Below are 22,120 nucleotides of genomic sequence, written 5' to 3'. Positions count from 1 at the left end.
CCCCCAGAAGGACGCACCAGCGGCCCCAGGCGTTCCGCTCTGCCCCGATTGTGGCGGGGTTCTCAGCTTTTCTTCATGAAGCCTCCTTCGTAAGCCGCGATGACCGCCTGGGTGCGGTCGCGCGAGCCGGTCTTGGCGAGGACGGCGGCGACGTGGGTCTTGACCGTCTGCGGGCCGACGCCGAGGCGCTCGCTCATCTCGTGGTTGGACAGTCCGGTGGCCATCAGGCGCAGGACGTCGGCCTCCCGGTCGGTGAGCCGGGCCACCCACGGTGCGGCGGGCGGGGCGCCGGCCGTGTGCGCCGCCGCGAGGGAGCGGACGGCGGCCGGGAAGAGCAGCGAGTCGCCGCGGGCGACGAGCCGGACCGCGCCGATCAGCTCGTCGGGGTCGGCCCGCTTGAGGAGGAACCCGGAGGCTCCGGCGCGCAGCGCGCCGTAGACGTAGGAGTCGTTCTCGAAGGTGGTGACGACCACGATGCGGGGCGGCTCGGCCATGGTGGCGAGGATCTGCTCGGTCGCCCGGATCCCGTCGATCTCGGGCATCCGGACGTCCATCAGCACCACGTCGGGCGCGAGCGAGCGCACCAGCGGCACGGCCTCGGCGCCGGTGGCGGCCTCGCCCACGACCTCCAGGTCGGTTTCGGCTTCGAGGATGACCCGCAGGGCGGTGCGGACCATGCGCTCGTCGTCGCACAGGACGATGCGCAGCGGCGGGCGGGACGCCGGGGCCGGTGTGCTCATCGGTCGCCTCCGGCGAGCGGGAGGACGGCCCGCAGCCGCCAGTGGCCCTCGTGCGGGCCGGCCTCGATGCTGCCGCCGAGCAGCGCGGCCCGTTCGGCGGCGCCGCGCAGCCCGCGGCCCCCGGTGGTGCGGGGCTCCCGGTGCTGCGGTGCGGCGGGCGGATTGGTCATGGTGATCTCCAGTTCACGGTGTCCGGTCCCTTCCCGGTCCTGGACGCGGATCCGGACGTCCACCGGGCCCGCGCCGTGGCGCAGTGCGTTGCTGAGGCCCTCCTGGACGATCCGGTACGCCTCGCGGGAGGCGATGGCCGGAAGGGCCTCCCAGTCCCGGGCGGGTCCCGGGTCCTGGTGGGCGGTGACGGGGGTGCCGCCGGCCCGGGTGCGGGCGAGCAGCCCTTCGAGGTCGGCGGCGAGGGTCGGCGCGGGGGCGGCGTCCGGCCGGGCCGGGTCCCCGTCCCGCAGCAGGCCCAGGACGGCGTCGAGCTCGCCCACCGTCCGCCGGGTGGTGTCCTCGATCGCGGCCAGCGCCTCCCGTACGAAGGCGGGGTCGCTGTCGAGCACCCGGCGGGCGGCGACCGCCTGGAGGGTGACGGCGCTCAGTGCGTGCCCGACCGCGTCGTGCAGTTCCCGGGCGAGCCGGTTGCGCACGGCCAGGTCGGCGGCCCGCTCCTCGGCCGCGGCCAGCCGGTCGGCTGCCGTCGGCCCGAGCAGTACGGGCGCCAGCCGGGCCAGCAGCGCCCCGGCCCCGGCGGCGCACAGGGCGAGTCCGGCCAGCAGACCGGCCCCGAGCAGCGGCGCCACGTACGGATCGGCCTCGGTGTTGAACCAGCCGAGCCCGAGCCGGGTCCTGCGCAGCCCGCTCACGAACGGCAGCGTGATCAGTACCACCGCCATGGGCGGCACCGCGAGGGTGAGCCCGCTGACCAGCGCCCCGACCCCCAGGTGCAGGGTCCACCAGGCGGAGGTCCGCCCCCGTGCGGCCCAGGACCGCGCCGGCCCCTCGGCGAGCCGGTCCCCGGGCACCCCGCACAGCGCCCGCACCGCCGCCACCGACAGGGGCCGGACCAGCCCGAACACGGCCGTGGCCGCGACGAGCGGCAGGGCGGCCGCGTAGGCGGCGAGGGAGAGCGGCAGGGAGCTGAGGGCGTTGACCCCGCCGGCCGCCATGCCGACCCCCACCTGGGTGAGGAGGAAGTACGGCATCAGCAGGGCCCCGCCGAGTATCAGGTGGACCCAGCGCAGCCGGGCCCGTGCCCCGAGCAGCCTGCCCAGACCGTCCCCCATCACCCCTCGCGGCGGGAGGCGAGGAAACGTATGAGGACAGTGGCGGAGAGCAACCCGGTGATCATCTGCCCAGCGTAGGTCAACAGGCCGGCCGCGGAAGGCCCTTCGCCGCCGCCCACCTGCGGTCCCAGCGCGCCGATCAGCATCCAGGCCCCCCAGCTCAGCGTCGCCGCCCCGCCGATCCAGGCGAGGCCGAGCGGCCACCGCGCCGGGAGCGCCCCGCCGCGGGCCAGGAGCAGGGCCCCCGCCCCGGCGGCGAGCGCGCCCATCGCGTGGACCGCGCTCACCACGGCGGTTTCCGCGGTGTACGCGGCCGCCCGCTCGGCGCTCAGCCCTGCGCTGCCGCCGAAGGCCCAGTACAGGTGCACCGCCGCGATCGCCAGCCCTGCCGCCGCCGCGGCTGCCGCCACCACCCCCGTGGACGACGGCAGCCGCGACCCCGTCACGCCCTGCCACCGCCGGCCCCAGCGCTCCCGCGCATAGGGGACGAACAGTCCGGCCAGGGCGAGTCCTTGGACCGTGAAGCCGGTGTAGACGACGTTGAACACCCAGGGGTCCAGGAAGGGCTCCCGCACCGCCTCCGCGGCGGGCTCCGCCCCGAAGCCGAGTGCCCGCATGAGCAGTTGGCCCGAGAATCCGAAGAGGATCGGCGCCAGCAGGCCGGTCGCGACGAACACCGGGACGGTCAGCAGCCAGGCCGGCACCCGTGTGCCCCAGGGTCTGGTGAACACCAGCACGAGCAGGATGACGCAGGCGTCCATCGCCACCGTGACGGCGTTCGCCGCCATGAGGAACGGTCCGGGATCCAGCAGCACGCTGCCGTCCGGTATCCCGATCCGGCTCCCGGCCAGCCAGGCGGCCTTGAGCGCCAGATACGGCACGGTGGCGGCCAGGGCGACCGCCCGCAGGCTCCGCCGCCCGGCCCCCGGGGCGGGAGCCTCCGACGGCCGGGGCGCGTACTTCGACGGGTGGGACGAACGAGATGAACGAGATGAACGGGCCGGGTGAACTGCTCGCGTGGTCATGACCCAACGGTCCCGCGTCCGCCGCCCCGCCACCTCCCCCTCCAAGGGGAACCGCCTCCCCCGGCCGGGGGAGGAACCACCGCCTCCGCCGCCTCACATCCGCCGCGTCACCACCGACAGCCGGTCCCGCGCCTCGAACAGCGCCTCCTTGATGGCCCGTTCGTGCCCCGCCGTCAGCCGCGCCACGGGCACCGAGCAGCTCACCGCGTCCCGCGCCGGCGTCCGGTACGGCACCGCCATCCCGAAGCAGCACAGGCCGAGGGTGTTCTCCTCCCGGTCCACCGCGTACCCCTGCTCCCGCACCAGCGCCAGTTCCTCGATCAGCTGCTCGCGGTCGGTGATGGTGTGCTCGGTGACCGCTTCCAGCCGCCGCGGCAGCAGGCCCCGCACCTCCTCGTCGGTGTGCGTGGCCAGCAGCGCCTTGCCCAGCGCCGTGGAGTGCACCGGCAGCCGCCGCCCGACCCGGGTGAAGGGCCGCAGGTAGTGCTGGGACTGGCGGGTCGCGAGGTACACCACGCTCGTGCCGTCCATCCGGGCCAGGTGGATGGTCTCCGTCGTGTCGTCGGAGAGCCGGTCCAGGGTGGGCCGGGCCGCGGCGACGACCTCGTCGCCGTCGATGTACGAGCTGCCGACCAGCAGCGCCCGTACGCCGATGCCGTAGCGCGTGCCCGTCGCGTCCGTCTCCACCCACCCCAGGTTCACCAGCGTGCGCAGCAGCATGTACAGGCTGGACTTGGGCAGGGAGAGGTCGTTTTGGATGTCGGCCAGGCTGTGCAGACCCGGCCGCGCCGCGAAGTGTTCCAGCAGTACGACGGTGCGGACCGCCGATTTGACCGCCGCCGTCTGGGCCGGGGGCCCCGCCTCGGTCGTCGTCATGCGCGCGCTTCCCCTCTGGTCGCCTCTTGTCACGCGGAGGACGCGGAAATAGAGTCCGCAGCAGATGTGATCATTCATCCACCGGAACGGCGTTCAGAATACTGAACGATCCAGGAGGCAGCGGGTCATGACGACGACACCAGTCTGGAGTGTGGACCCCCGCACCGGGAAGCAGCGCGAGCAGGTTGCGGTGGAGGCCACAGCCCAGGAGGTGGACGAAGCGGTACGGGCCGCCCACGCGGCCCGCGGCGCGCTCGCCGACGCCGGCGCCCGTGCCACCTTCCTGCGTACGGCCGCCGCACTGCTCGACGAGGCCGCCGCGCACGTCATCGAGGCCGCCGACGCCGAGACCGCCCTCGGCCCGGGCCGGCTGACCGGCGAGCTGGCCCGCACCACCGGCCAGCTGCGCGCCTTCGCCGACGCCGTGGAGGAGGGGAGCTACCTCGACATCCGGATCGACCGCGCCGATCCCTCCCTCAGCCCCCCGCGCCCCGAACTGCGCCGCTACAAGGTGCCGCTCGGCGTGGTCGCGGTCTACGCCGCCTCCAACTTCCCGCTCGCCTTCTCCGTCCCCGGCGGGGACACCGCGAGCGCGCTGGCGGCCGGCTGCCCGGTGGTCGTCAAGGCGCATCCCGACCACCCCGCCACCTCGGAGCTGTGCGCCTCGCTGCTGCGCCGGGCCGCGGTCGCCGCCGGGCTGCCGGCCGACACGGTCCGCGTGGTCCACGGGTTCGACGCCGGCCTGGAGCTCATCCGCCACCCGCTGGTGGCCGCCGCCGGATTCACCGGTTCCATCCGGGGCGGGCGGGCCCTGTTCGACGCGGCCGCCGCCCGGCCCGTGCCCATCCCCTTCCACGGGGAACTCGGCTCCCTCAACCCCGTGGTCGTCACCCCGGCCGCCGCCGCCGAGCGCGCCGAGGAGATCGGTACGGGGCTCGCCGGCTCCGTCACCCTCGGCGTCGGCCAGTTCTGCGTGAAGCCCGGCCTGGTCCTGGTCCCGGAGGGCTCGGACGGCGACCGGCTCACGGACGCGCTGACCAAGGCGATCGGGGAGACCGAGCCGGGGGTGCTGCTCGACCACCGGATGCGGGAGAACTTCATCGCCGGGGTCCGCGAGCGGGCCGCGCTGCCCGGCGTCGCCGCGCCCGTCACCCCGGGCTCCGGCGGGGACCACACCGTCGGGGCGGGATACCTGACCGTGCCGGCCGGTGTCCTCCTCGAGAGCTCCGGGGGAGGCGAGGAGACCGGCGGCCACTCCCACGAGGTACTCCTGGAGGAGTGCTTCGGCCCGGTCACGGTCGTCGTCCGGTACGCCGACCAGGACGAGGCGGCCGCGGTGCTGGGCCGGCTCTCCGGGAACCTGAGCGCCACCCTCCAGTTGTCGGCCGCCGAGACCGAGGGGGCCCCGGGCCCGGCCTCCGAGCTGATCGCCCGGGTCACGGGCCTGGCGGGCCGGATCGTGGTCAACGGCTGGCCGACCGGGGTGGCCGTGGCCCCCGCCCAGCACCACGGCGGCCCCTACCCCGCGGCGACCTCCCACTCCACCTCCGTCGGCGGGACGGCCATCGAGCGCTGGCTGCGGCCGGTGGCGTACCAGTCCGTCCCGGACCCGCTTCTGCCGCCCGAGCTGCGGGAGGCCAACCCGCTGGGACTGCCGCGCCGGGTGACCGGGGGCTGAGCCGGGGCCGCCGGGTGGGTTGGGGGCCCCGCCACCCGGGCGGAGTGCCGGGCGGCGGCTGCGGTACCGGTAATTGCGTTGCCGCCTCCGCCCGGGGCGGGGCAGGCTGCGGTCCATGCCGAAGCCGCACGGGTTCTCGTACGAACAACACCGCGACCACTCCGTCGTCATCACCCACCAGGGCCGCACCGCAGCCACCCTCCGCGGGAGCCGGGCCGGCAAGTTCCTCGCCGAGGTGGGGGCCGGCGACGCGCAGCTGGTGATGGCCCGCTGGACCGGCGCGTACAAGTTCGGCAACGAGCGGATGGCGAAGAACCACCCGCGCAACCGGCGCTGAGCCCGCACCCGCGGAATCCGGCGCAAGGGTAAGGGAACGGCAAAGCACCCTCGGTCGTTCTCCGGTCATGACCGCTATGACCCCTGGTTCCAACCTGCCGCTCAATGCCGTCCGCGTGACGGTGGACGTGGCCGCCCCGGTGCGGCTCGACGTCTCGGGGCTCCTCCTCGCGGCGAACGGCAAGGTGCGCTCCGACGCCGACTTCATCTTCTACAACCAGCCTTCCGGCCCCGGCGTCAGCTACCGGTCCGGCGGCGGTGCGGCGCCGGATTCGATCACCGTGGACACCGGCGGGCTGCCCCCGGGCATCGAGCGGATCGTGGTCACGGCCAGCCCCGATGCGGCCGGGCAGACCTTCCAGGGCATCGAGCCCACCGCCACCGTGCGCAACGCGGACGGCGGCGCGGTGATCGCCACCTTCACCCCGCCGCGGCTGGGCTCCGAGACGGCGCTCGTCGTCGTCGAGGTCTACCTGCGCGGCGGCGTGTGGAAGGTGCGCGCGGTCGGCCAGGGGTACGCGAACGGCCTCGCCGGCATCGCGACGGACTTCGGCGTCTCCGTGGACGAGGAACCGGCGGCCGCGGCCCCCGCGCCCGCCGCCGTCGCCCCGCCCGTACCCCCCGCTCCCCCGGCGGCCCCCGCCCCCGTCGCCGCGGCGCCCGGCGCCGGGAAGATCAACCTGGACAAGGGCCGGGTCAGCCTCCAGAAGAACCAGACCGTCTCCCTGGTCAAGGGCGGCCGCCCGCTGCTCTCCCAGGTGAAGATGGGCCTCGGCTGGGAGCCGGCGTTCGGCGGCCGGGACATCGACCTCGACGCGTCCGTCATCGCGTACGGCCCGCAGCGCAACCACATCGACAGCTGCTACTTCGGCAAGCTGTCCATCCTCGGGGGCGCCATCAAGCACTCGGGCGACAACCTCACGGGCGAGGGCGCGGGCGATGACGAGGTGATCGTCGTGGACCTCGGCCGGCTCCCCGCGGAAGCCACCGGGCTGGTGTTCACGGTCAACTCCTTCTCCGGGCAGAAGTTCACCGAGGTGGCCAAGGCCTACTGCCGGCTCATCGACGCGGCGAGCGGGGAGGAGCTGGTGCGCTTCGACCTCACCGGTGCCGAGCCCCAGACCGGGGTCATGATGGCCAAGCTGATCAAGCAGTTCTCGGGCGAATGGGAGATGACCGCCATGGGCGAGTTTGTGAAGTCGCGCACAGTGCGGGGCATGGTCAAGCCGGCCTCCCAGGCACTCTGAGCAGGTGGGCGGGCACATGCGGCCACAGCGGAGGAACGCGGGTGATGGATGCCACGCGTAATCCGGGGGTGGCTGTCAGTGTCGGCCCGTAGCCTTGAAGGTATGCACGAGTCACTCACCATCGCGGGTCCCGCCCGCCCGTCCGCCGCGGAGGCGAACGAGGCGATACGGCACCTTGTCGAGACCCGGGTGGACGGCGAGTGGCCCTCGGAGGCGTATGAGTTCCTCCTCGCCGAGTGGGCCGCGGCCTCCCGGGCGGAGGTCTCCGCGGCCCAGTAGGCGCCGTAGGCGAGGCGTCCGTACGCGAGGCGTCAGTGGGCGCGCCGCCACGGCCCGGTGATGGCCAGCATGATCCCCGGGTCCTGGATGTTGGCGTAGAGGGTGCGCCCGTCCGGAGAGAAGCAGACACCGGTGAATTCGGAGTACTCGGGCGCCTCGGCCGTCCCGATGTTCAGCTCGTTGCGGGCGAGGGGGTAGGTGCGGCCCGATTCGGTCGCGCCGAACAGGTGCTGGAGGCCCGAGCCGTCCTCGGCGATGACGAGACCTCCGTACGGCGACACGGTGATGTTGTCGGGGCCGTCGTAGCCGCCCTCCGCCGACGGGTCGGCGTTCACCCCGATCAGGACGGTCAGCCGGACCGTGCGCCGCTTGGGGTCGTAGAACCACACCTGGCCGTCGTGCGCCGCGCCCGGGCTCTCCTCACGGGCGTAGGACGAGACGAAGTACGCGCCGCCGTCCGCCCACCACATGCCCTCCAGCTTGCGCGCCCGCGTCACGACGCCGTCCGTGAACTGCTTGCGCACGGACACGGTGCGCGCGTCGCGGTCCGGTACCTCCACCCAGTCGACCCCGTAGACGGTGCCGATCTTCGTGGCGCGCGAGAGGTCGTCGACGAGGCGGCCGGAGCTGTCGACGCACTTGGCGGCCTGGAGCACTCCGGCGTCGGCGGCGAGCGTACGGAGCCTGCCGCGGCCGTGCCGGAGGCCGGCCGGCGGGGTCCAGCGGTAGAGGAGCCCGTTGGGGCCGGAGGCGTCCTCGGTCAGGTAGGCGTGGCCCCGGTGCGGGTCGATGACGACGGCCTCGTGCGCGTACCGCCCGAAGGCCTTGACCGGCTGCGGGTCGCGGTTGGCGCGGCGGTCGTGCGGGTCGACCTCGAAGACGTAGCCGTGGTCCTTCGTCATGCCGTTCTTGCCGGCTAGGTCCTCGGTCTCCTCGCAGGTCAGCCAGGTGCCCCAGGGGGTGGCACCGCCCGCGCAGTTGGTCGACGTACCGGCGACGCCCACCCATTCGGCGACCTCGCCGCCGCGCCGGACCTCGACGACCGTGCAGCCACCGGCCGCGGCCGGGTCGTAGACGAGGCCCTCGGTGAGCGGGACGGGGTGGGCCCAGTTCGCCCGCTTGCCCTTGAGCTCGTGGTTGTTGACGAGGAGGGTGACCCCTCGGGGGCCCTCGAAGGCGGCGGTCCCGTCGTGGTTGGACGGGGTGGTCTCGCCGGACTCCAGCGTGGTGACACCGCTGTGCGTGATGACGCGGTAGGTGAAGCCGGCGGGGAGGGCGAGGAGGCCCGCCGGGTCGGGGAGGAGGGCGCCGTAGCCGGGCTCGCAGGGCCGCCCGTTCTCGTCGCGGCCCGTGCTGTCGTCGGCGGCCAGCGCCCCGGGTGCGGTGGCGAGGGCGCCGACGGTCCCCGTGAGCGCGACTCCCGCGCCGGCGATGACGGTGCGGGCGGTGAAGTCTCTACGGCTGAGCGGCATCGGGTCTCCAGGGGTGGGGAGGTGGTGCGCCTGTCGTGCGGTCGTCGGCGCACACGCTCCCGCCCGCACGTGAACGGCGGCTGAACTACCCGCTACGCGGAGCCGACCCCTTGCCCGCGGGCGGAATGGCCAACTCCACCCCAGGAACGGCGCGTTGTCGACGCCCCACGCCGGGCCGACGCAAACGGCCGGCCCGGCGCCGTGGGGCGCCGGGCCGGCCGGGAACGGCTCAGGTCCGTATCGTCAGTCCGTGCCGAACTCCATCGCGGCGCGGTCCAGCATCTCCTCTTCGCCGGAGACCTCGCCGCGGGAGGCGATGGCCTCGGCGCCGCCTTCCGGCAGGGTGCCGATCAGGCCGGTCGCGGCCGCCTGGGCGGCACCGATGGCGGGGCTGCCGGTGCCGATCAGGCCGAGGCCGGCGTACTGCTCCAGCTTGGCGCGCGAGTCGGCGATGTCGAGGTTGCGCATGGTGAGCTGGCCGATCCGGTCCACCGGGCCGAACGCGGAGTCCTCGGTGCGCTCCATCGACAGCTTGTCCGGGTGGTAGCTGAACGCGGGGCCCTTGGTGTCGAGGATCGAGTAGTCCTCACCGCGCCGCAGCCGCAGCGTGACCTCGCCGGTGACGGCCGAGCCGACCCAGCGCTGGAGCGACTCGCGCACCATCAGCGCCTGCGGGTCGAGCCAGCGGCCCTCGTACATGAGGCGGCCGAGCCGCCGGCCCTCGTTGTGGTACTGCGCGAGGGTGTCCTCGTTGTGGATCGCGTTGACGAGGCGCTCGTACGCGGCGTGCAGCAGGGCCATGCCCGGGGCCTCGTAGATGCCGCGGCTCTTGGCCTCGATGATCCGGTTCTCGATCTGGTCCGACATGCCCATGCCGTGGCGGCCGCCGATGGCGTTGGCCTCCATGACCAGGTCGACGGCGGAGGCGAACTTCTTGCCGTTGATCGTCACGGGGCGGCCCTGGTCGAAGCCGATCGTCACGTCCTCGGTGTCGATCTGGACCGAGGGGTCCCAGAACCGCACGCCCATGATCGGCTCGACGGTCTCGACGCCCGTGTCGAGGTGCTCCAGGGTCTTCGCCTCGTGGGTGGCACCCCAGATGTTGGCGTCGGTGGAGTACGCCTTCTCGGTGCTGTCGCGGTAGGGGAGGTCGTGGGCGACCAGCCACTCCGACATCTCCGTGCGGCCGCCGAGCTCGGTCACGAAGTCCGCGTCGAGCCAGGGCTTGTAGATCCGCAGGTGGGGGTTGGCGAGCAGACCGTAGCGGTAGAACCGCTCGATGTCGTTGCCCTTGAAGGTCGAGCCGTCGCCCCAGATCTGTACGTCGTCCTCGAGCATCGCCCGGACCAGCAGGGTGCCGGTGACGGCGCGGCCGAGCGGCGTGGTGTTGAAGTAGGCACGCCCGCCCGAGCGGATGTGGAACGCGCCGCAGGTGAGCGCGGCCAGTCCCTCCTCGACCAGTGACGCGCGGCAGTCGACCAGGCGCGCGATCTCGGCACCGTAGGTCTTCGCGCGTCCGGGCACCGAGGCGATGTCGGGCTCGTCGTACTGGCCGATGTCGGCGGTGTAGGTGCACGGGACGGCACCCTTGTCGCGCATCCACGCGACCGCGACGGAGGTGTCGAGGCCGCCGGAGAAGGCGATGCCGACGCGTTCGCCGGCGGGCAGGGAGGTGAGGACCTTGGACATAGGAAGAGTATGCATGACTGCGTATGTTCATGCAAAGGGGTGGGGCCCGATCGATCCCCGGACCCTGCCGGGGACGCTCGGGCTCCCCACGGGCCGACCCCTGGTCAGGGCTGGCGGGACCGCGCCTTGAACGCGGCCTTGCGCGCTTCCTTGGCGGCCTTCTTGTCCGGGTGGAGGCGGCCCATCGCCTCCAGGACGTAGGCCGTCGCCGGGTGCTCCACCCGCCACACCTGGTCGAAGAACCCCGTGTGGTGGGCGGTGAGGCCCTCCATGAGGAGCGGCAGCTCCTCGGTCTCCCCGTCGGCGGCGAGCTGCGCCGCGATCGTGTCGACCGTCAGCCAGAAGACCATCGCCCCGTCCGGCGCCGGTACGTCGGCCGCCCCGCGCTCGGCCAGCCAGACCCGGGCGAGCCCGCCGAGCTGCGGGTCGTCCAGCACGGCGCGGACGGCGGGCTCGGCCTGCGGCCCGGCCGGGGCGAGGGCCTGCTGGCAGCGCAGGCGGCGCAGCGGGGCGCCCGGGTCGTCGCCGCGCGCAGCGTCGAGCAGCTCGACCGCGGCGTCGGACAGGGCGCGGCCGGCCAGCCACAGCTCCATCTCGGCCTGGGCGGCGCTCTCGGGATAGCCGGAGACCACGTCGAGCAGGGCGTCCGCGCCCTTGTCGGCCAGTTCGCCGACGGCGGGGGCCTCGACCCCGGCCTCCAGCATGCGGGCGCGGACCCCGTACAGGCCGAGGGGGGTCAGCCGGACCATTCCGTAGCGGGAGACGTCCTCGTCCGCGCCCGCCGCCGGGTCTGGTTCGAAGACGCCTTCCGCCTCCGCCATCAGCGCCTCGTCGACCGGCCGGTACTCGACCAGTCCGATCGGCTCCAGCTGCCGGAACTGGTCGTCGAGGCGCATCATCGCGTCCGAGACCTGCTCCAGGACGGCGTCGGTCGGCTCCCCCATGTCGTCGGGCACGACCATGGACGCGGCGAGCACGGGCAGCGGAACCGGCCCGTCCGCCGCCCCGCCGTCGGCGACGGTGAGCAGGTAGAGGTTGGCGAGGACCCCGTCGAGGAAGTCCGCCTCGCGGCGCGGGTTCCAGTCCAGCTGCTCGAAGTCGATCTCGCCGCCCGCGTCGAGCGCGTCGACGAGGTCGTCGAGGTCGGGCACCGCCGCGTCGGCGAGCACCGTGTCCAGGGCGGCCAGCCACAGGTCGAGCACGTCGCCGGGCGCGCCGCCCGTCACCAGTTCCAGGTCCTCACCGGGCAGTGCGGTACCGGCCTCTTCCGCTCCGGAGTCCCCCGCGTCCTCTTCCGGTTCGGTCACGTCGACGAGGCCCGTGTCCACGGCGACCCGCCAGGCCTGGCTCGCGTGGGCCGCGGAGTCCGGGTCGGCGGCGTCGAGGCCGAGCTCCCGGACGGCCTCGGGGAGCTGGGCGGCGACGAGTTCGCCCCCGACGTCGACGCGAGTGTCGGGTCCGGACCAGCGGGCCAGCCGTACGGCGCGGGCGAACAGCGGGGCGACGAGGGCGTCGCGGGCCAGTTCCGCATCGGAGTGCAGCCGTACCGGCGGCAGCGTGGGGTGCGGCTCTGCGGACATGACGGTTCTCCTCGCGGACGCGGTGGGCGCGGTGGGGCGGGCGGTGACGGCCCGTCGGCCGGCCTGTCGGACGGTGGATCCCGGCCGTCCGCTCCGCCCGGTCGGACGGTCGGTCAGTCGGCCGGCCCGGCGCCCCAGAGTAGACGCATTTCGGGCGCCGACGGCCAGTCATCGCCTTTGGTTCATCCCACAGTCAGCTGTCGTATTCCCTGGAGGCCTTGACAACTTTGCTGGCCACACAGGAAATTGACGCGCGTAGATGTTTTGGGGGCCACGAGCTCCCCGCAGATCTCGCGGCTCTCACCGCCGCACCCTCCCGCTTCTCCCTCATCCCACACCGGAGTTCCCGCCCATGCGCTCCTCGCATCCCCGTTCCGCCGCCGTCGCCGCTCTCGTCGCCACCGCGCTCGCCACCGGCCTGCTCGCGGGCTCCGCCGACGCGGCCGAAGGCGCCGTGTCCGCCGATCCGATACGCATCCACGACATCCAGGGCACCACCCGGATATCCCCGTTCAACGGCAAGCAGGTCGCCGGTGTCGCGGGCATCGTGACGGGCGTGCGTACGTACGGCTCGCGCGGGTTCTGGATCCAGGACCCGGACGCCGACGACAACGACGCCACCAGCGAGGGCGTGTTCGTCTTCACGAGCTCGGCGCCCACCGTCGCCGTCGGCGACGCGGTCAAGGTCTCCGGCACGGTCGGTGAGTACGTCCCCGGCGGCGTCAACTCCGGGAACCAGTCGGTGACCCAGATCTCCAAGCCGACGGTCACCGTGGTCTCCTCGGGCAACGCACTGCCCGAGGCCACCGCGATCAACGAGTACTCGGTCCCGGCCGAGTACGCCCCGGCCGGCGACGCGGCCGCCGGCGGCAGCATCAACGGCCTGCCCCTGGAGCCCTCGCGCTACGCCCTGGACTACTACGAGTCCCTGGAGGGCATGAACGTCCGGATCGGCACCTCGCGCGTGGTCGGCGCCACCGACCCGTACTCCGAGCTGTGGGTCACGGTGAAGGGCTGGGAGAACACCGCCAAGCGCGGCGGGACGATCTACGGCTCCTACGAGTCCCAGAACACCGGCCGCCTCCAGATCCAGCAGCTCGCGCCGATCGCGCAGCAGCCCTTCCCCGTGGCGAACGTCGGCGACAGGCTGACCGGCACCACCGAAGGCCCGCTGGACTTCAACCAGTTCGGCGGCTACACCCTGGTGGCCCGCACCCTCGGCCCCGTCAAGGCCGGCACCCTCGCCCCCGAGAAGACCAAGGCGCAGAGCCCGGGTGAGCTCGCGGTGGCCACCTACAACGTCGAGAACCTCGACCCGAGCGACCCGCAGGAGAAGTTCGACAACCTCGCCAAGGCGGTCGTCGAGAACCTCGCCTCCCCCGACATCCTCGCCCTGGAGGAGATCCAGGACGACAACGGCGCCAAGAACGACGGCACCGTCTCGGCCGAGCAGACGCTGACGAAGTTCACGGCGGCGATCGCGGCCGCCGGCGGCCCCGCCTACCAGTGGCGGAGCGTCAACCCGGAGGACAAGAAGGACGGCGGCGAGCCCGGCGGCAACATCCGCCAGGTGTTCCTCTTCAACCCCGCCCGGGTCTCCTTCACCGACCGCGCCGCGGGTGACGCGACGACCGCGAACGGCGTCGTGCGCGAGAACGGCCACGCGGCCCTCACCCACTCCCCCGGCCGGATCGACCCGGCGAACCCGGCGTGGACCGACAGCCGCAAGCCGCTGGCCGGCGAGTTCGTCTTCCGCGGCCGCACCGTCTTCGTGATCGCCAACCACTTCGGCTCCAAGGGCGGCGACGAGGGCCTGGCTTCGCACCACCAGCCGCCGGTGCGCTCGTCGGAGGCCAAGCGGCTGCTCCAGGCGCAGGCCGTGAACGCCTTCGTGAAGGAGATCCTGGCGGCGGACAAGAACGCCAACGTCCTCGCCCTGGGCGACATCAACGACTTCGAGTTCTCGGCGACGACGAACGCGCTGGCCGACGGCGGCGCGCTCTACCCGGCGATCAAGTCGCTGCCGAAGGCGGAACGATACTCCTACGTCTACCAGGGCAACGCCCAGGTGCTGGACCAGATCCTGACGAGCCCGGCGATCAAGTCCTTCACGTACGACAGCGTGCACATCAACGCGGAGTTCTCGGCCCAGAACAGCGACCACGACCCGCAGGTGCTGCGCTTCAAGCCGTGACCCGGGACACCGCAGGGCCCGGCCGCCGTTCCGGCCGGGCCCTCTGCCAGACTCCTGGCCATGATCTTCCGCACCGCCACCCGCGACGACCTGCCCGCCGTGCTCGCCCTGCTGGCCGACGAGGAGCGGGTGGTGGACCCCGCCTCGATCGTGGTCGGCGAGGCGCACGAGCGGGCCTTCGCCGCGATCGGCGCCGACCCCCGCAACGAGGTGCTCGTCCTCACGGACCCGGACGGGCCGGTGGTCGGCTGCCTGCAGCTGACGTACATCCCGGGCCTCGGCCAGAGCGGCCGCGAGCGGGCCCTGGTGGAGGCGGTACGGATCCGGGCGGACCGGCGCGGCGGGGGCCTGGGCGCGGAGCTGATGGAGCTGGCCGTGGACCGGGCGCGCGAGCGCGGCTGCGGCCTGGTGCAGCTGACCAGCAACAAGCGGCGGGGCGCCGCGCACCGGTTCTACGAGCGGCTGGGCTTCGCCCGCAGCCACGAGGGCTTCAAGCTGCCCCTGGAGCCGTAGCGGGGCCCCGGCGGGACAGCGTGCCCGGGGACCGTTCCGGGACAAGGTGGGGACTTTCGGCCCTGGCGTGACGCTCGCCACATCCCTACCGAATCGGCCGCGGGTGGTGTTGAGTGTCCCCACGCCCGATCTTGCACCGCCTCGTACCCCGGTACCCCGCACTCTCCCGGAGGACCGCGTGTTCCCCTCCATCTCCCTCGCCCAGGAAATCGGCCTCGCCCTCCTGCTCGTCGCCGCCCTCGTGTGGGTCGTCGGCCTCGGCCACATGCTGTGGGACAGCCGCTTCCACCACCCGGAGCCGGGCGCCTTCGAGGGCCTGGCGGTGATCCCGGCCCAGCGCACCGCCGCCGCGCACCCGATGGAGTCGGTGGAACTGACCGAGGCGGAACAGCAGGCCTTCGCAGGCCTGGTCCGCACGATCCCGCTGAGCTGACCCACCCGCACGCCTGCGGCGAACCGCCTGCGGTGAACGCGATGAGGCCCTCCCACCCCGGCCGGGGTGGGAGGGCCTCGTCGCGTTCGCCGCAGGCGGCAGCCGGGCGTCAGTTGTGGCTGTGCAGGACCTCGTTCAGGCCGCCCCAGGCCGCCTTGTACGGGCGGGCCTCGACGGTGCCGGTGACCGAGTTGCGGCGGAAGAGGATGTTGTTGGCGCCCGAGAGCTCCAGGGCCTTGACGATCTGGCCGTCCGGGAGGGTGACGCGGGTGCCCGCGGTCACGTAGAGGCCGGCCTCGACGACGCACTCGTCGCCCAGCGCGATGCCGACGCCCGCCTCGGCGCCGACCAGGGTGCGCTCGCCGATCGAGATGATCTGCTTGCCGCCGCCGGAGAGGGTGCCCATGGTGGACGCGCCGCCGCCGATGTCGGAGCCGTTGCCCACGACGACACCCGCGGAGATGCGGCCCTCGACCATGGAGGTGCCCAGGGTGCCGGCGTTGAAGTTGACGAAGCCCTCGTGCATGACGGTGGTGCCCTCGGCGAGGTGCGCGCCGAGGCGGACCCGGTCCGCGTCGGCGATGCGGACGCCCTTGGGGGCGACGTAGTCCGTCATCCGCGGGAACTTGTCGATCGAGGTGACCTGGAGGTGCAGGCCGGCGGCGCGCGCGTTGAGGCGGACGGTCTCGACCTGGTCGACCGCGACCGGGCCCAGCGAGGTCCAGGCGACGTTGGCCAGCAGGCCGAAGACACCGTCCAGGTTCTGGCCGTGCGGCTTGACCAGGCGGTGGCTGAGCAGGTGCAGGCGCAGGTACGCGTCGTGCGCGTCCAGCGGCTTGTCCTCGAGGGAGGCGATCACCGTACGGACGGCCACGACCTCGACCCCGCGGACCTCGTCCTGGCGGATCGCCTTGGCCGCGGCGGCGCCCAGCAGCTCCACGGCCTGGTCGGCGGTGAGGCGCTCGGTGCCGGCCGGGCCGGGCTCGGCGACCAGCTCGGGGGCGGGGAACCAGGTGTCGAGGACGGTGCCGTCGGCGGTGAGGGTGGCAAGGCCGGCGGCGACGGCGCCGGTGGTACGCGTAGCAGTCATGCCTGAAACCTAACCGGCGACGGCCTGAGGTCGCGAACCGGTCTCATGTGCCGGTCGGAGCGCGTGTCGCCGCTGCCGCGCCGAGGCCCACAGCACCGCCCCGCCCGCCGCCACCGCGAGCCCGGCGCACAGCGGCCACAGCAGGCCGGGCGCGGCCGAGTACAGCGCCCCGCCCAGCGGCGGGCCGATGACGACCCCGCTGACCGAGATTCCGGCGTAGAGGCTCTGGAACCGCCCGACGGCGTGCTCGGGCGACTCGTCGGCGACGTAGGCGGTGGCGGTGGTCTTGTAGAGGATCTCCCCGAGGCTCAGCAGGACCATCATCACCACGGCGCTCGCGATCCCCGCCCCGAACAGCAGCGCCCCGTACCCGGCCCCGACCAGCACCAGCCCGGCGGCGATCACCGGCAGCGCGGGCCGCTCACGCAGGGCGACGGCGGCGGGCAGCTCCAGCAGCAGGATCACGCCGCCGTTGAGGGCGATGACCAGGCCGAAGGCGCGCGGGTCCATGCCGTGGTCGGTGAGGAAGACGGGGAAGGTGTAGTACTGCTGGCGGTAGACGACGTCGGTCACCAGGATCGCGCCGAGCAGCAGCAACAGGGCCGGCCGGGCCCGCAGTTCGGCGGCGAGTCCGCGGCCCCGACCCCCGTCCGGGGCCGCGGAGGCCTTGCGGGACGCGCCGCGCGCCGGGATGACGAGGGCGGTCCAGAGGGCGAAGACGAGGGTCCCGACGCCGTCGGCGACGAAGAGCCAGTCGTAGGAGAGCCCGGTCGCGACCAGGGCGCCCAGCGGCGGCCCGAGGGTGAACCCGCCGTTGGAGACGCAGCGCACGAGGGCGAAGGCCTGGCGGCGGCCCCCCTCCGGGACGGTGACCGCGACCAGCGCGGAGTTGGCGGCCCTGATCACACCGGAGGCGTACTGGGCCACCGGCATGGCCGCGAAGAGGAGCGGCGTGGGCAGCAGCGGGACGGCCGCGAGGGTCACTCCGGCGAGGGTGGCGGCGGCCAGGAGGACCCGTCGGTGGCCGAAGCGGTCCCCGTACCAGCCGCCGCTGAGGTTTCCCGCGACCAGGCCGATGCCGCCGATCCCGGTGACGATGCCGGCCTGGGCTGCGCCGAGGCCGCGCGGGCCGGTCAGGTAGAGGAAGACGAAGACGAACGTGAAGCTGACGACGGCGTTGACGAATACCCCCGCAGCCAGCAGCCACACGACCCTCGGTATGTCCTTGAACCCCTGCAGCACACCCGTGCTCCCCCCGCTCCCACCAGTTAGTTCCTTTTGGGAACTGAATATGTCAGCATGACAGCCTTGGGTCAACGGACGAAGGAGTTCCCATGGCCCAGCGCACACACCTCGGCGACGCGGACTGCGCCATCGCCCAGGCCCTCGACGTGGTGGGCGACTGGTGGACGCTGCTGATCGTGCGCGACACCGCCCGCGGCCTTCACCGCTTCGACGAGCTCCAGCGCGAGCTGGGGGTGTCCCGCAAGGTGCTCGCGGAGCGGCTGAAGCTGCTCGTGGAGGCCGGGGTGCTGTCGCGCGAGCCGTACCAGGAACGTCCGGTGCGGCACGAGTACCGGCTGACCCCGCGCGGGCGGGGGCTGCTGCCGGTCCTGGTGGCCCTCCAGGACTGGGGCGACACCTGGGTCCTGGGAGAGGGAGAGATGACGGCGACGACCGACGAGGCATCGCGCGAGGCGGAACGGGTGCACTCACTGCACGGCACGCGGGTGCCACCGCTCCTGCTGCCGGACCGTTTCGGCGGGCTCGGCGACCCGGTGGCGGACACGCCGTTCACGGTCCTGTACTTCTTCCCGGGCGCGTACGCCCGGGCCGAGTCCTACCCGCCCGGCTGGGCGGGGATCCCGGGCGCCAAGGGCTGCACGTTCGAGTCGTGCACGTACCGCGACCAGCTCGCGGAGTTCACCGCGGCCGGCGCCACCGTGCAGGGGATCTCGACCCAGCGCCCGGACGAGCAGCGGGAGTTCGCGGAGCAGGAACGGCTGCGCTTCCCGCTCCTCTCGGACGCCGACTTGGCGCTGACGGCCGCACTGCGCCTGCCGACCTTCCGCGCGGCGGGGGTGAGCCGGATCAAGCGGCTGACCCTGGTCGTGGACCGCGACCGCACCGTCCGCGAGGTCTTCTACCCGATCCAGGACATCGAGGCGAGCGTGGCCGCTGCGCTGGCCGCCGTCCGCGGTGCCGCCTGACGGGCCGGCGGGGGCTGGATGCTGACCCAGGTTCCGGTGGGGACGGGTGTGTGCCGGGGCGCCCCCGCAGGGCGCCGGACTCACTCCCGATGCCACCCTCCGCCCCCGGGCCCCGTTCGGCGCCCGAGGAGGTGCCCCGGCGCGCGCCCGGCCCCGCCGGAACCGCCCCCGCAGCCCCCGCCCCCGCCCCCGGCGGAGCCGCTAGGCGAGACGCAGCACCCGGCTCAGGATCTCGCGCGCGTACCGCTCGTCGTAGGCGGCGTCCGTCAGCAGGACCTGCAGGCCGATGCCGTCCATCACCGCCACCAGGGCCCGGGCCGTCACCGGATCCGTGCGCGCGGCCAGCGCGGCGGCCGCGGCCTCGCACCACTGCGCCGCCACCGGCCGCAGCGCCGGGCGGCGCAGGGCCGCCAGGTAGAGCTCGTACTCCAGCTCCGCCCGCCCCCGGTCCGCCGCCAGGAACTCGCCCAGCAAGCCTGCCAGCGCCCCCGCGAGGTCCGCCTCCGGATCCGCCAGCGCGGGCGAGTCCGCGACCGCCCGCGCGAACCCCTCGTTCGCCTGCCTCAGCGCTGCGACCAGCAGGTCGTCGAGCGTCTCGAAGTGGTACGTCGTCGACCCCAGCGGTACGTCGGCCTCCGCCGCCACACTGCGGTGGCTCAGCCCCGCGATGCCCTTGGCACCCACCACCCGGATCGCCGCGTCGATGATCCGCTGCCGCCGGTCGGGGTCGTAGCGCCGCGCCGCGGGGGCCATCAGTGCGCCCCGCCGAGATTGAGCAGGACCACCCCGCCGATCACCAGCAGGATCCCGGCGATCTTCGCGGCGGTGGCCGCCTCCCCCAGGAACACCATGCCGATGGCGGCGATGGCGGCCGTCCCGACCCCGGCCCATATCGCGTACGCCGTGCCGACCGACATCGACTTCAGCGTCTGCGCGAGCAGGGTGAAGGCGATGGCGTAGCCCAGCAGCGTGCCCAGCGAGGGCCACAGCCTCGTGAAGCCCTCGCTGTACTTCATGGAGGTGGTACCGGCGACCTCGGCGGCGATGGCCGCGGCAAGCAACACGTAAGGCATGTGTACCAGCGTACACATCGTTGCGTACACCTGTACACATGCACGACCCGGGACTCCTGGACCCCACGGCGCTACCCTGTCCGCCTCCAGCGGAGAGGGGCCCGCGCATGGCGCAGCACTGGACCCACCGGGGCGGCGGCTGGCTGCCCCCGCAGTCTCCGCGGCCGGGCGTGATACCCCTGCGGCCGCTGGGGCCCCGGGAGATCCTCGGCGGCGCCCTCACCACCGTGGGCCGGTACGGGGGCCGGCTGCTCGGCGCCCTGCTCCTCGGCCAGCTGGCGGGGCTGCTCGTGCTCGCCGCCGTCGCGGGGGCGGCCACCCTGGCCTCCCTCACGCGCACCGCCGGCAGCCGGGTGTTCGTCTACACCCTCGTCCCCGCCACCGCCCTGTTCCTGCTCTTCGCGTGGGCGCTGGCCACGGCCCTGGCCACCGCGCTGCTCCGGCCCGCCGTGCTCGGCCGGCCGGTCACCGCGCTCGGGCTGGTGCGGGCCGCCGCGCCCCGGATCCCCGCCGTGTTCGGGGCCCGGCTGCTGGCCCTGGCGGCCGCCGCGGGCCCCGCCGCGGCCGCCCTCGCCGCGGGCCTCCCGCCGCTCGCCGTGCTGCCCCTGGCCCCCGTCGCACTCTGGCTGGGGGTCCTCTTCGCCCTGGCGCCCACGGCCGCCGGGTACGAGGCGCTCGGCCCGGTGGCCGCCCTGCGCCGCTCGGCCCGCCTGGTGCGGGGGGCCTGGTGGCGGACCCTCGGCATCACGGTCCCGGCCGGGGCGCTCGCGCTGGGCGCGGCGTACGCCGTCCAGTTCCGGTTCGGCGTACTCGGCTCCCTGCTGGCCCCGGCCCTGCTGCTGACCCTGCCCCAGCTGGGCGCGGGGCTGCTCTACATGGACCGGCTGCTGCGCCGCGAACCGGGCGTCACCCCAGGGTGAACCAGGCCGCCCGCGCCTTCTTCCACTCCGGGTGCGTCAGGTCCTTGGCCTCGATGCCGTCCCCGTACAGGTCCGCGGACCCGCTGTCGGTGATCAGCTGCACCCGCGCGCCCGCCACCGTCAGGTCCGGCACGTCCACGATGGCCTCCCAGCCGCCCGGGTCGGCCGTCGGCAGGTCGGCGCGCTTGACCGGGGCGTGGCCGGGGACGCCGTCCCACTGGTAGAGCGCGTACGGGTCGCTGTTGTCGTCGGCGGCCCAGGACCCGGCGAGGATCAGGTACTGCCCGGCCGCGTTCTTGCGGATGTCCCGGATGGACAGCCCGCCGAGGTCGAGCTCGATGCCCGCCCCGAAGGCCGCCCCGGCGCCCGAGGCCAGGACCTGGTCGAAGTTCGTCACCGGCACGAGCAGCGCCCTGCCGCCGGGCACGGCCGGCGCCAGCGGGGCCCGGAACCCCAGGTAGGCGGTGGTCGTGGAGCCCGGCGCGAACTCCAGCCCCTCCACGTTGAACCCGTCGATCTGCTTGGGCGCCTCACCCGCCGCCGTCCCGGCCGCGAAGCCGTAGCGGTTCCCGTGGGCCGCGTCCCAGGCCACCAGATCCTCGCGGAGCTTCTTGTACGAGCGCCCGTACGCGAGCTGCGTGCCCGTCCCGGAGCCGCTCACGGTGGTGGTGAACACCGTGTTCCGCGGCGCCTTGTACTCGCCGTCCTTGTTGTTGCCGAGCGAGCCCGTCCAGTAGATGGTGTCGCCGATCCGGGTCGCCCCTTCGATGTCCACCTCCTTGGTGACCCCGAGCTGCGAGCTGAAGTCCCAGGTCCGCACCGGGGCGCCCGAGCGGGAACGGTCGTACAGGCGCAGCACGTTGGACTCGTCGTCGGCGACGACCGCGTACCCGCCGCCCACGTCCACCGCGGCCGAGGCGTCCGAGGAGCCGGTGAAGTACCGCGCGTCGGCCGGGTTCTGCACGGCGGCCGAGGCCGCGTAGTACAGCGTCTTGGTGGCGCTCTTTCCGCCCAGCCCGGTCACCTTGACGGTGAGGTCGGTGTAGCCGCGGCCGCGCGCGGTGACGGCCAGCTGCCGTACCGCCCCGGTGCCCGTGACGGTGACGTCCCCGGTCCCGGCGACCGAGGCCCTGCTCGACGCGGTCGCGCTGACCGTCAGCGCGGAGGCGTCGGCCCCGCTCTGCCCCACGGTCACGCCGACCACCGGGTCCCCGACCGCCCCGACGGCCCCGGACAGGTAGGACGCGGACAGCCCGATGGTCGGTGTCCCGTACGTCACGGCCCGGGCGGGTGCACTCGCCGCGACGAGCAGCAGTGCCGCGATCCCTGCGATGGACAACTGCTTCTTCATCGGTGACCCCCACGAACGAACCCGTACGGCCGACGCGTCGTGACGGCCGTCGAGAAGATTCGGCCACGGTGGCCAACTCCGCGTGCACGGCACCCGTCCACCCGGAGAACACGGACCGCAAAACAGGGAGG

Annotated in this window: 21 protein-coding genes; 9 read left to right on the top strand and 12 right to left on the bottom strand. The window is 73.7% G+C overall.

The features are described 5' to 3' along the window. Positions 1-62 precede the first annotated feature (62 nt). The 4 genes from ACFTXQ_RS25330 to ACFTXQ_RS25315 all read right to left on the bottom strand — a co-directional run bounded on the left by ACFTXQ_RS25330 (position 63) and on the right by ACFTXQ_RS25315 (position 3,924). Positions 63-740, bottom strand: a complete 678-nt coding sequence (locus tag ACFTXQ_RS25330) for a response regulator (RefSeq protein WP_382644480.1) — start codon at positions 738-740, stop codon at positions 63-65. Then, positions 737-2,023, bottom strand: coding sequence for a sensor histidine kinase (locus ACFTXQ_RS25325; protein WP_382644478.1), 1,287 nt, complete (start codon positions 2,021-2,023; stop codon positions 737-739). Before ACFTXQ_RS25325 ends, ACFTXQ_RS25330 begins: the two co-directional genes overlap by 4 nt. Then, positions 2,023-2,904 (bottom strand): hypothetical protein, encoded by an 882-nt coding sequence (locus tag ACFTXQ_RS25320; protein WP_382644477.1) that lies wholly within the window; start codon positions 2,902-2,904, stop codon positions 2,023-2,025. The genes ACFTXQ_RS25325 and ACFTXQ_RS25320 overlap by 1 nt, the downstream gene beginning before the upstream one ends. 237 nt (positions 2,905-3,141) lie before the next feature. After that, complete coding sequence (locus tag ACFTXQ_RS25315; RefSeq protein WP_382644475.1) at positions 3,142-3,924, bottom strand: IclR family transcriptional regulator; 783 nt, start codon at positions 3,922-3,924, stop codon at positions 3,142-3,144. A 127-nt stretch (positions 3,925-4,051) separates the two neighbouring features. On the opposite strand from ACFTXQ_RS25315, the gene ACFTXQ_RS25310 reads away from it, so the two are divergent. The 4 genes from ACFTXQ_RS25310 to ACFTXQ_RS25295 all read left to right on the top strand — a co-directional run bounded on the left by ACFTXQ_RS25310 (position 4,052) and on the right by ACFTXQ_RS25295 (position 7,464). Beyond that, entirely contained in the window at positions 4,052-5,602 is a 1,551-nt protein-coding gene (locus ACFTXQ_RS25310) for an aldehyde dehydrogenase (NADP(+)) (protein ID WP_382644473.1), read from the top strand. Positions 5,603-5,717: 115 nt separating this feature from the next. After that, positions 5,718-5,939 (top strand): hypothetical protein, encoded by a 222-nt coding sequence (locus ACFTXQ_RS25305; RefSeq protein WP_382644471.1) that lies wholly within the window; start codon positions 5,718-5,720, stop codon positions 5,937-5,939. A 67-nt stretch (positions 5,940-6,006) separates the two neighbouring features. After that, positions 6,007-7,185 carry a TerD family protein gene (locus ACFTXQ_RS25300; RefSeq protein ID WP_382644469.1) on the top strand — a complete coding sequence of 393 codons (1,179 nt, stop codon included), beginning with the start codon at positions 6,007-6,009 and terminating at the stop codon, positions 7,183-7,185. Between the two features lie 102 nt (positions 7,186-7,287). Beyond that, complete coding sequence (locus ACFTXQ_RS25295) at positions 7,288-7,464, top strand: hypothetical protein (RefSeq protein ID WP_382644467.1); 177 nt, start codon at positions 7,288-7,290, stop codon at positions 7,462-7,464. 32 nt (positions 7,465-7,496) lie between these two features. Here ACFTXQ_RS25295 and ACFTXQ_RS25290 read toward each other — a convergent pair whose 3' ends face one another. From ACFTXQ_RS25290 to ACFTXQ_RS25280, 3 genes are all read right to left on the bottom strand, one after another. After that, positions 7,497-8,936, bottom strand: coding sequence for an alkaline phosphatase PhoX (locus tag ACFTXQ_RS25290; RefSeq protein ID WP_382644465.1), 1,440 nt, complete (start codon positions 8,934-8,936; stop codon positions 7,497-7,499). 243 nt (positions 8,937-9,179) lie between these two features. Further along, complete coding sequence (gene argG / locus ACFTXQ_RS25285) at positions 9,180-10,625, bottom strand: argininosuccinate synthase (RefSeq protein ID WP_382644463.1); 1,446 nt, start codon at positions 10,623-10,625, stop codon at positions 9,180-9,182. Between the two features lie 104 nt (positions 10,626-10,729). Next, on the bottom strand, positions 10,730-12,205 hold the full coding sequence (locus tag ACFTXQ_RS25280; protein WP_382644461.1) for a hypothetical protein: 1,476 nt from the start codon (positions 12,203-12,205) through the stop codon (positions 10,730-10,732). A gap of 352 nt (positions 12,206-12,557) precedes the next feature. Here ACFTXQ_RS25280 and ACFTXQ_RS25275 point away from each other — a divergent pair, with 352 nt between their 5' ends. The 3 genes from ACFTXQ_RS25275 (at position 12,558) to ACFTXQ_RS25265 (ending at position 15,345) form a co-directional block, all read left to right on the top strand. After that, a complete protein-coding gene (locus ACFTXQ_RS25275) occupies positions 12,558-14,399 on the top strand; it encodes an endonuclease/exonuclease/phosphatase family protein (protein WP_382644459.1) in 1,842 nt (613 codons plus the stop codon). A 60-nt stretch (positions 14,400-14,459) separates the two neighbouring features. After that, positions 14,460-14,912, top strand: coding sequence for a GNAT family N-acetyltransferase (locus tag ACFTXQ_RS25270; protein WP_382644457.1), 453 nt, complete (start codon positions 14,460-14,462; stop codon positions 14,910-14,912). Positions 14,913-15,090: 178 nt separating this feature from the next. After that, positions 15,091-15,345 (top strand): hypothetical protein, encoded by a 255-nt coding sequence (locus tag ACFTXQ_RS25265; RefSeq protein ID WP_382644455.1) that lies wholly within the window; start codon positions 15,091-15,093, stop codon positions 15,343-15,345. A gap of 109 nt (positions 15,346-15,454) precedes the next feature. Here ACFTXQ_RS25265 and dapD read toward each other — a convergent pair whose 3' ends face one another. Further along, complete coding sequence (gene dapD / locus ACFTXQ_RS25260) at positions 15,455-16,435, bottom strand: 2,3,4,5-tetrahydropyridine-2,6-dicarboxylate N-succinyltransferase (protein WP_382644453.1); 981 nt, start codon at positions 16,433-16,435, stop codon at positions 15,455-15,457. A 9-nt stretch (positions 16,436-16,444) separates the two neighbouring features. Further along, positions 16,445-17,674: an MFS transporter gene (locus tag ACFTXQ_RS25255; RefSeq protein WP_382644568.1), complete on the bottom strand. Its 1,230-nt coding sequence runs from the start codon at positions 17,672-17,674 to the stop codon at positions 16,445-16,447. A gap of 95 nt (positions 17,675-17,769) precedes the next feature. Between ACFTXQ_RS25255 and ACFTXQ_RS25250 the strand changes: the two genes are divergently transcribed. Next, positions 17,770-18,645, top strand: a complete 876-nt coding sequence (locus ACFTXQ_RS25250) for a winged helix-turn-helix transcriptional regulator (RefSeq protein ID WP_382644451.1) — start codon at positions 17,770-17,772, stop codon at positions 18,643-18,645. A gap of 201 nt (positions 18,646-18,846) precedes the next feature. Here ACFTXQ_RS25250 and ACFTXQ_RS25245 read toward each other — a convergent pair whose 3' ends face one another. Together ACFTXQ_RS25245 and ACFTXQ_RS25240 are read right to left on the bottom strand one after the other, a co-directional pair. After that, a complete protein-coding gene (locus ACFTXQ_RS25245) occupies positions 18,847-19,398 on the bottom strand; it encodes a TetR/AcrR family transcriptional regulator (protein ID WP_382644449.1) in 552 nt (183 codons plus the stop codon). Beyond that, a complete protein-coding gene (locus ACFTXQ_RS25240; protein ID WP_382644447.1) occupies positions 19,398-19,718 on the bottom strand; it encodes a DMT family transporter in 321 nt (106 codons plus the stop codon). The genes ACFTXQ_RS25245 and ACFTXQ_RS25240 overlap by 1 nt, the downstream gene beginning before the upstream one ends. A 107-nt stretch (positions 19,719-19,825) precedes the next feature. On the opposite strand from ACFTXQ_RS25240, the gene ACFTXQ_RS25235 reads away from it, so the two are divergent. Further along, positions 19,826-20,638, top strand: coding sequence for a hypothetical protein (locus ACFTXQ_RS25235; protein WP_382644445.1), 813 nt, complete (start codon positions 19,826-19,828; stop codon positions 20,636-20,638). Here ACFTXQ_RS25235 and ACFTXQ_RS25230 read toward each other — a convergent pair. Continuing rightward, positions 20,625-21,989: a hypothetical protein gene (locus ACFTXQ_RS25230; protein ID WP_382644444.1), complete on the bottom strand. Its 1,365-nt coding sequence runs from the start codon at positions 21,987-21,989 to the stop codon at positions 20,625-20,627. The genes ACFTXQ_RS25235 and ACFTXQ_RS25230 overlap by 14 nt on opposite strands. Positions 21,990-22,120: the final 131 nt, after the last annotated feature.

It is taken from the genome of Streptomyces sp. NPDC057010 (assembly GCF_042673805.1).
Taxonomy (GTDB): Bacteria; Actinomycetota; Actinomycetes; order Streptomycetales; family Streptomycetaceae; genus Streptomyces.
The sequence above is the reverse complement of the archived record's forward strand: the minus strand, read 5'-3'. Positions and strand labels throughout refer to the sequence as shown.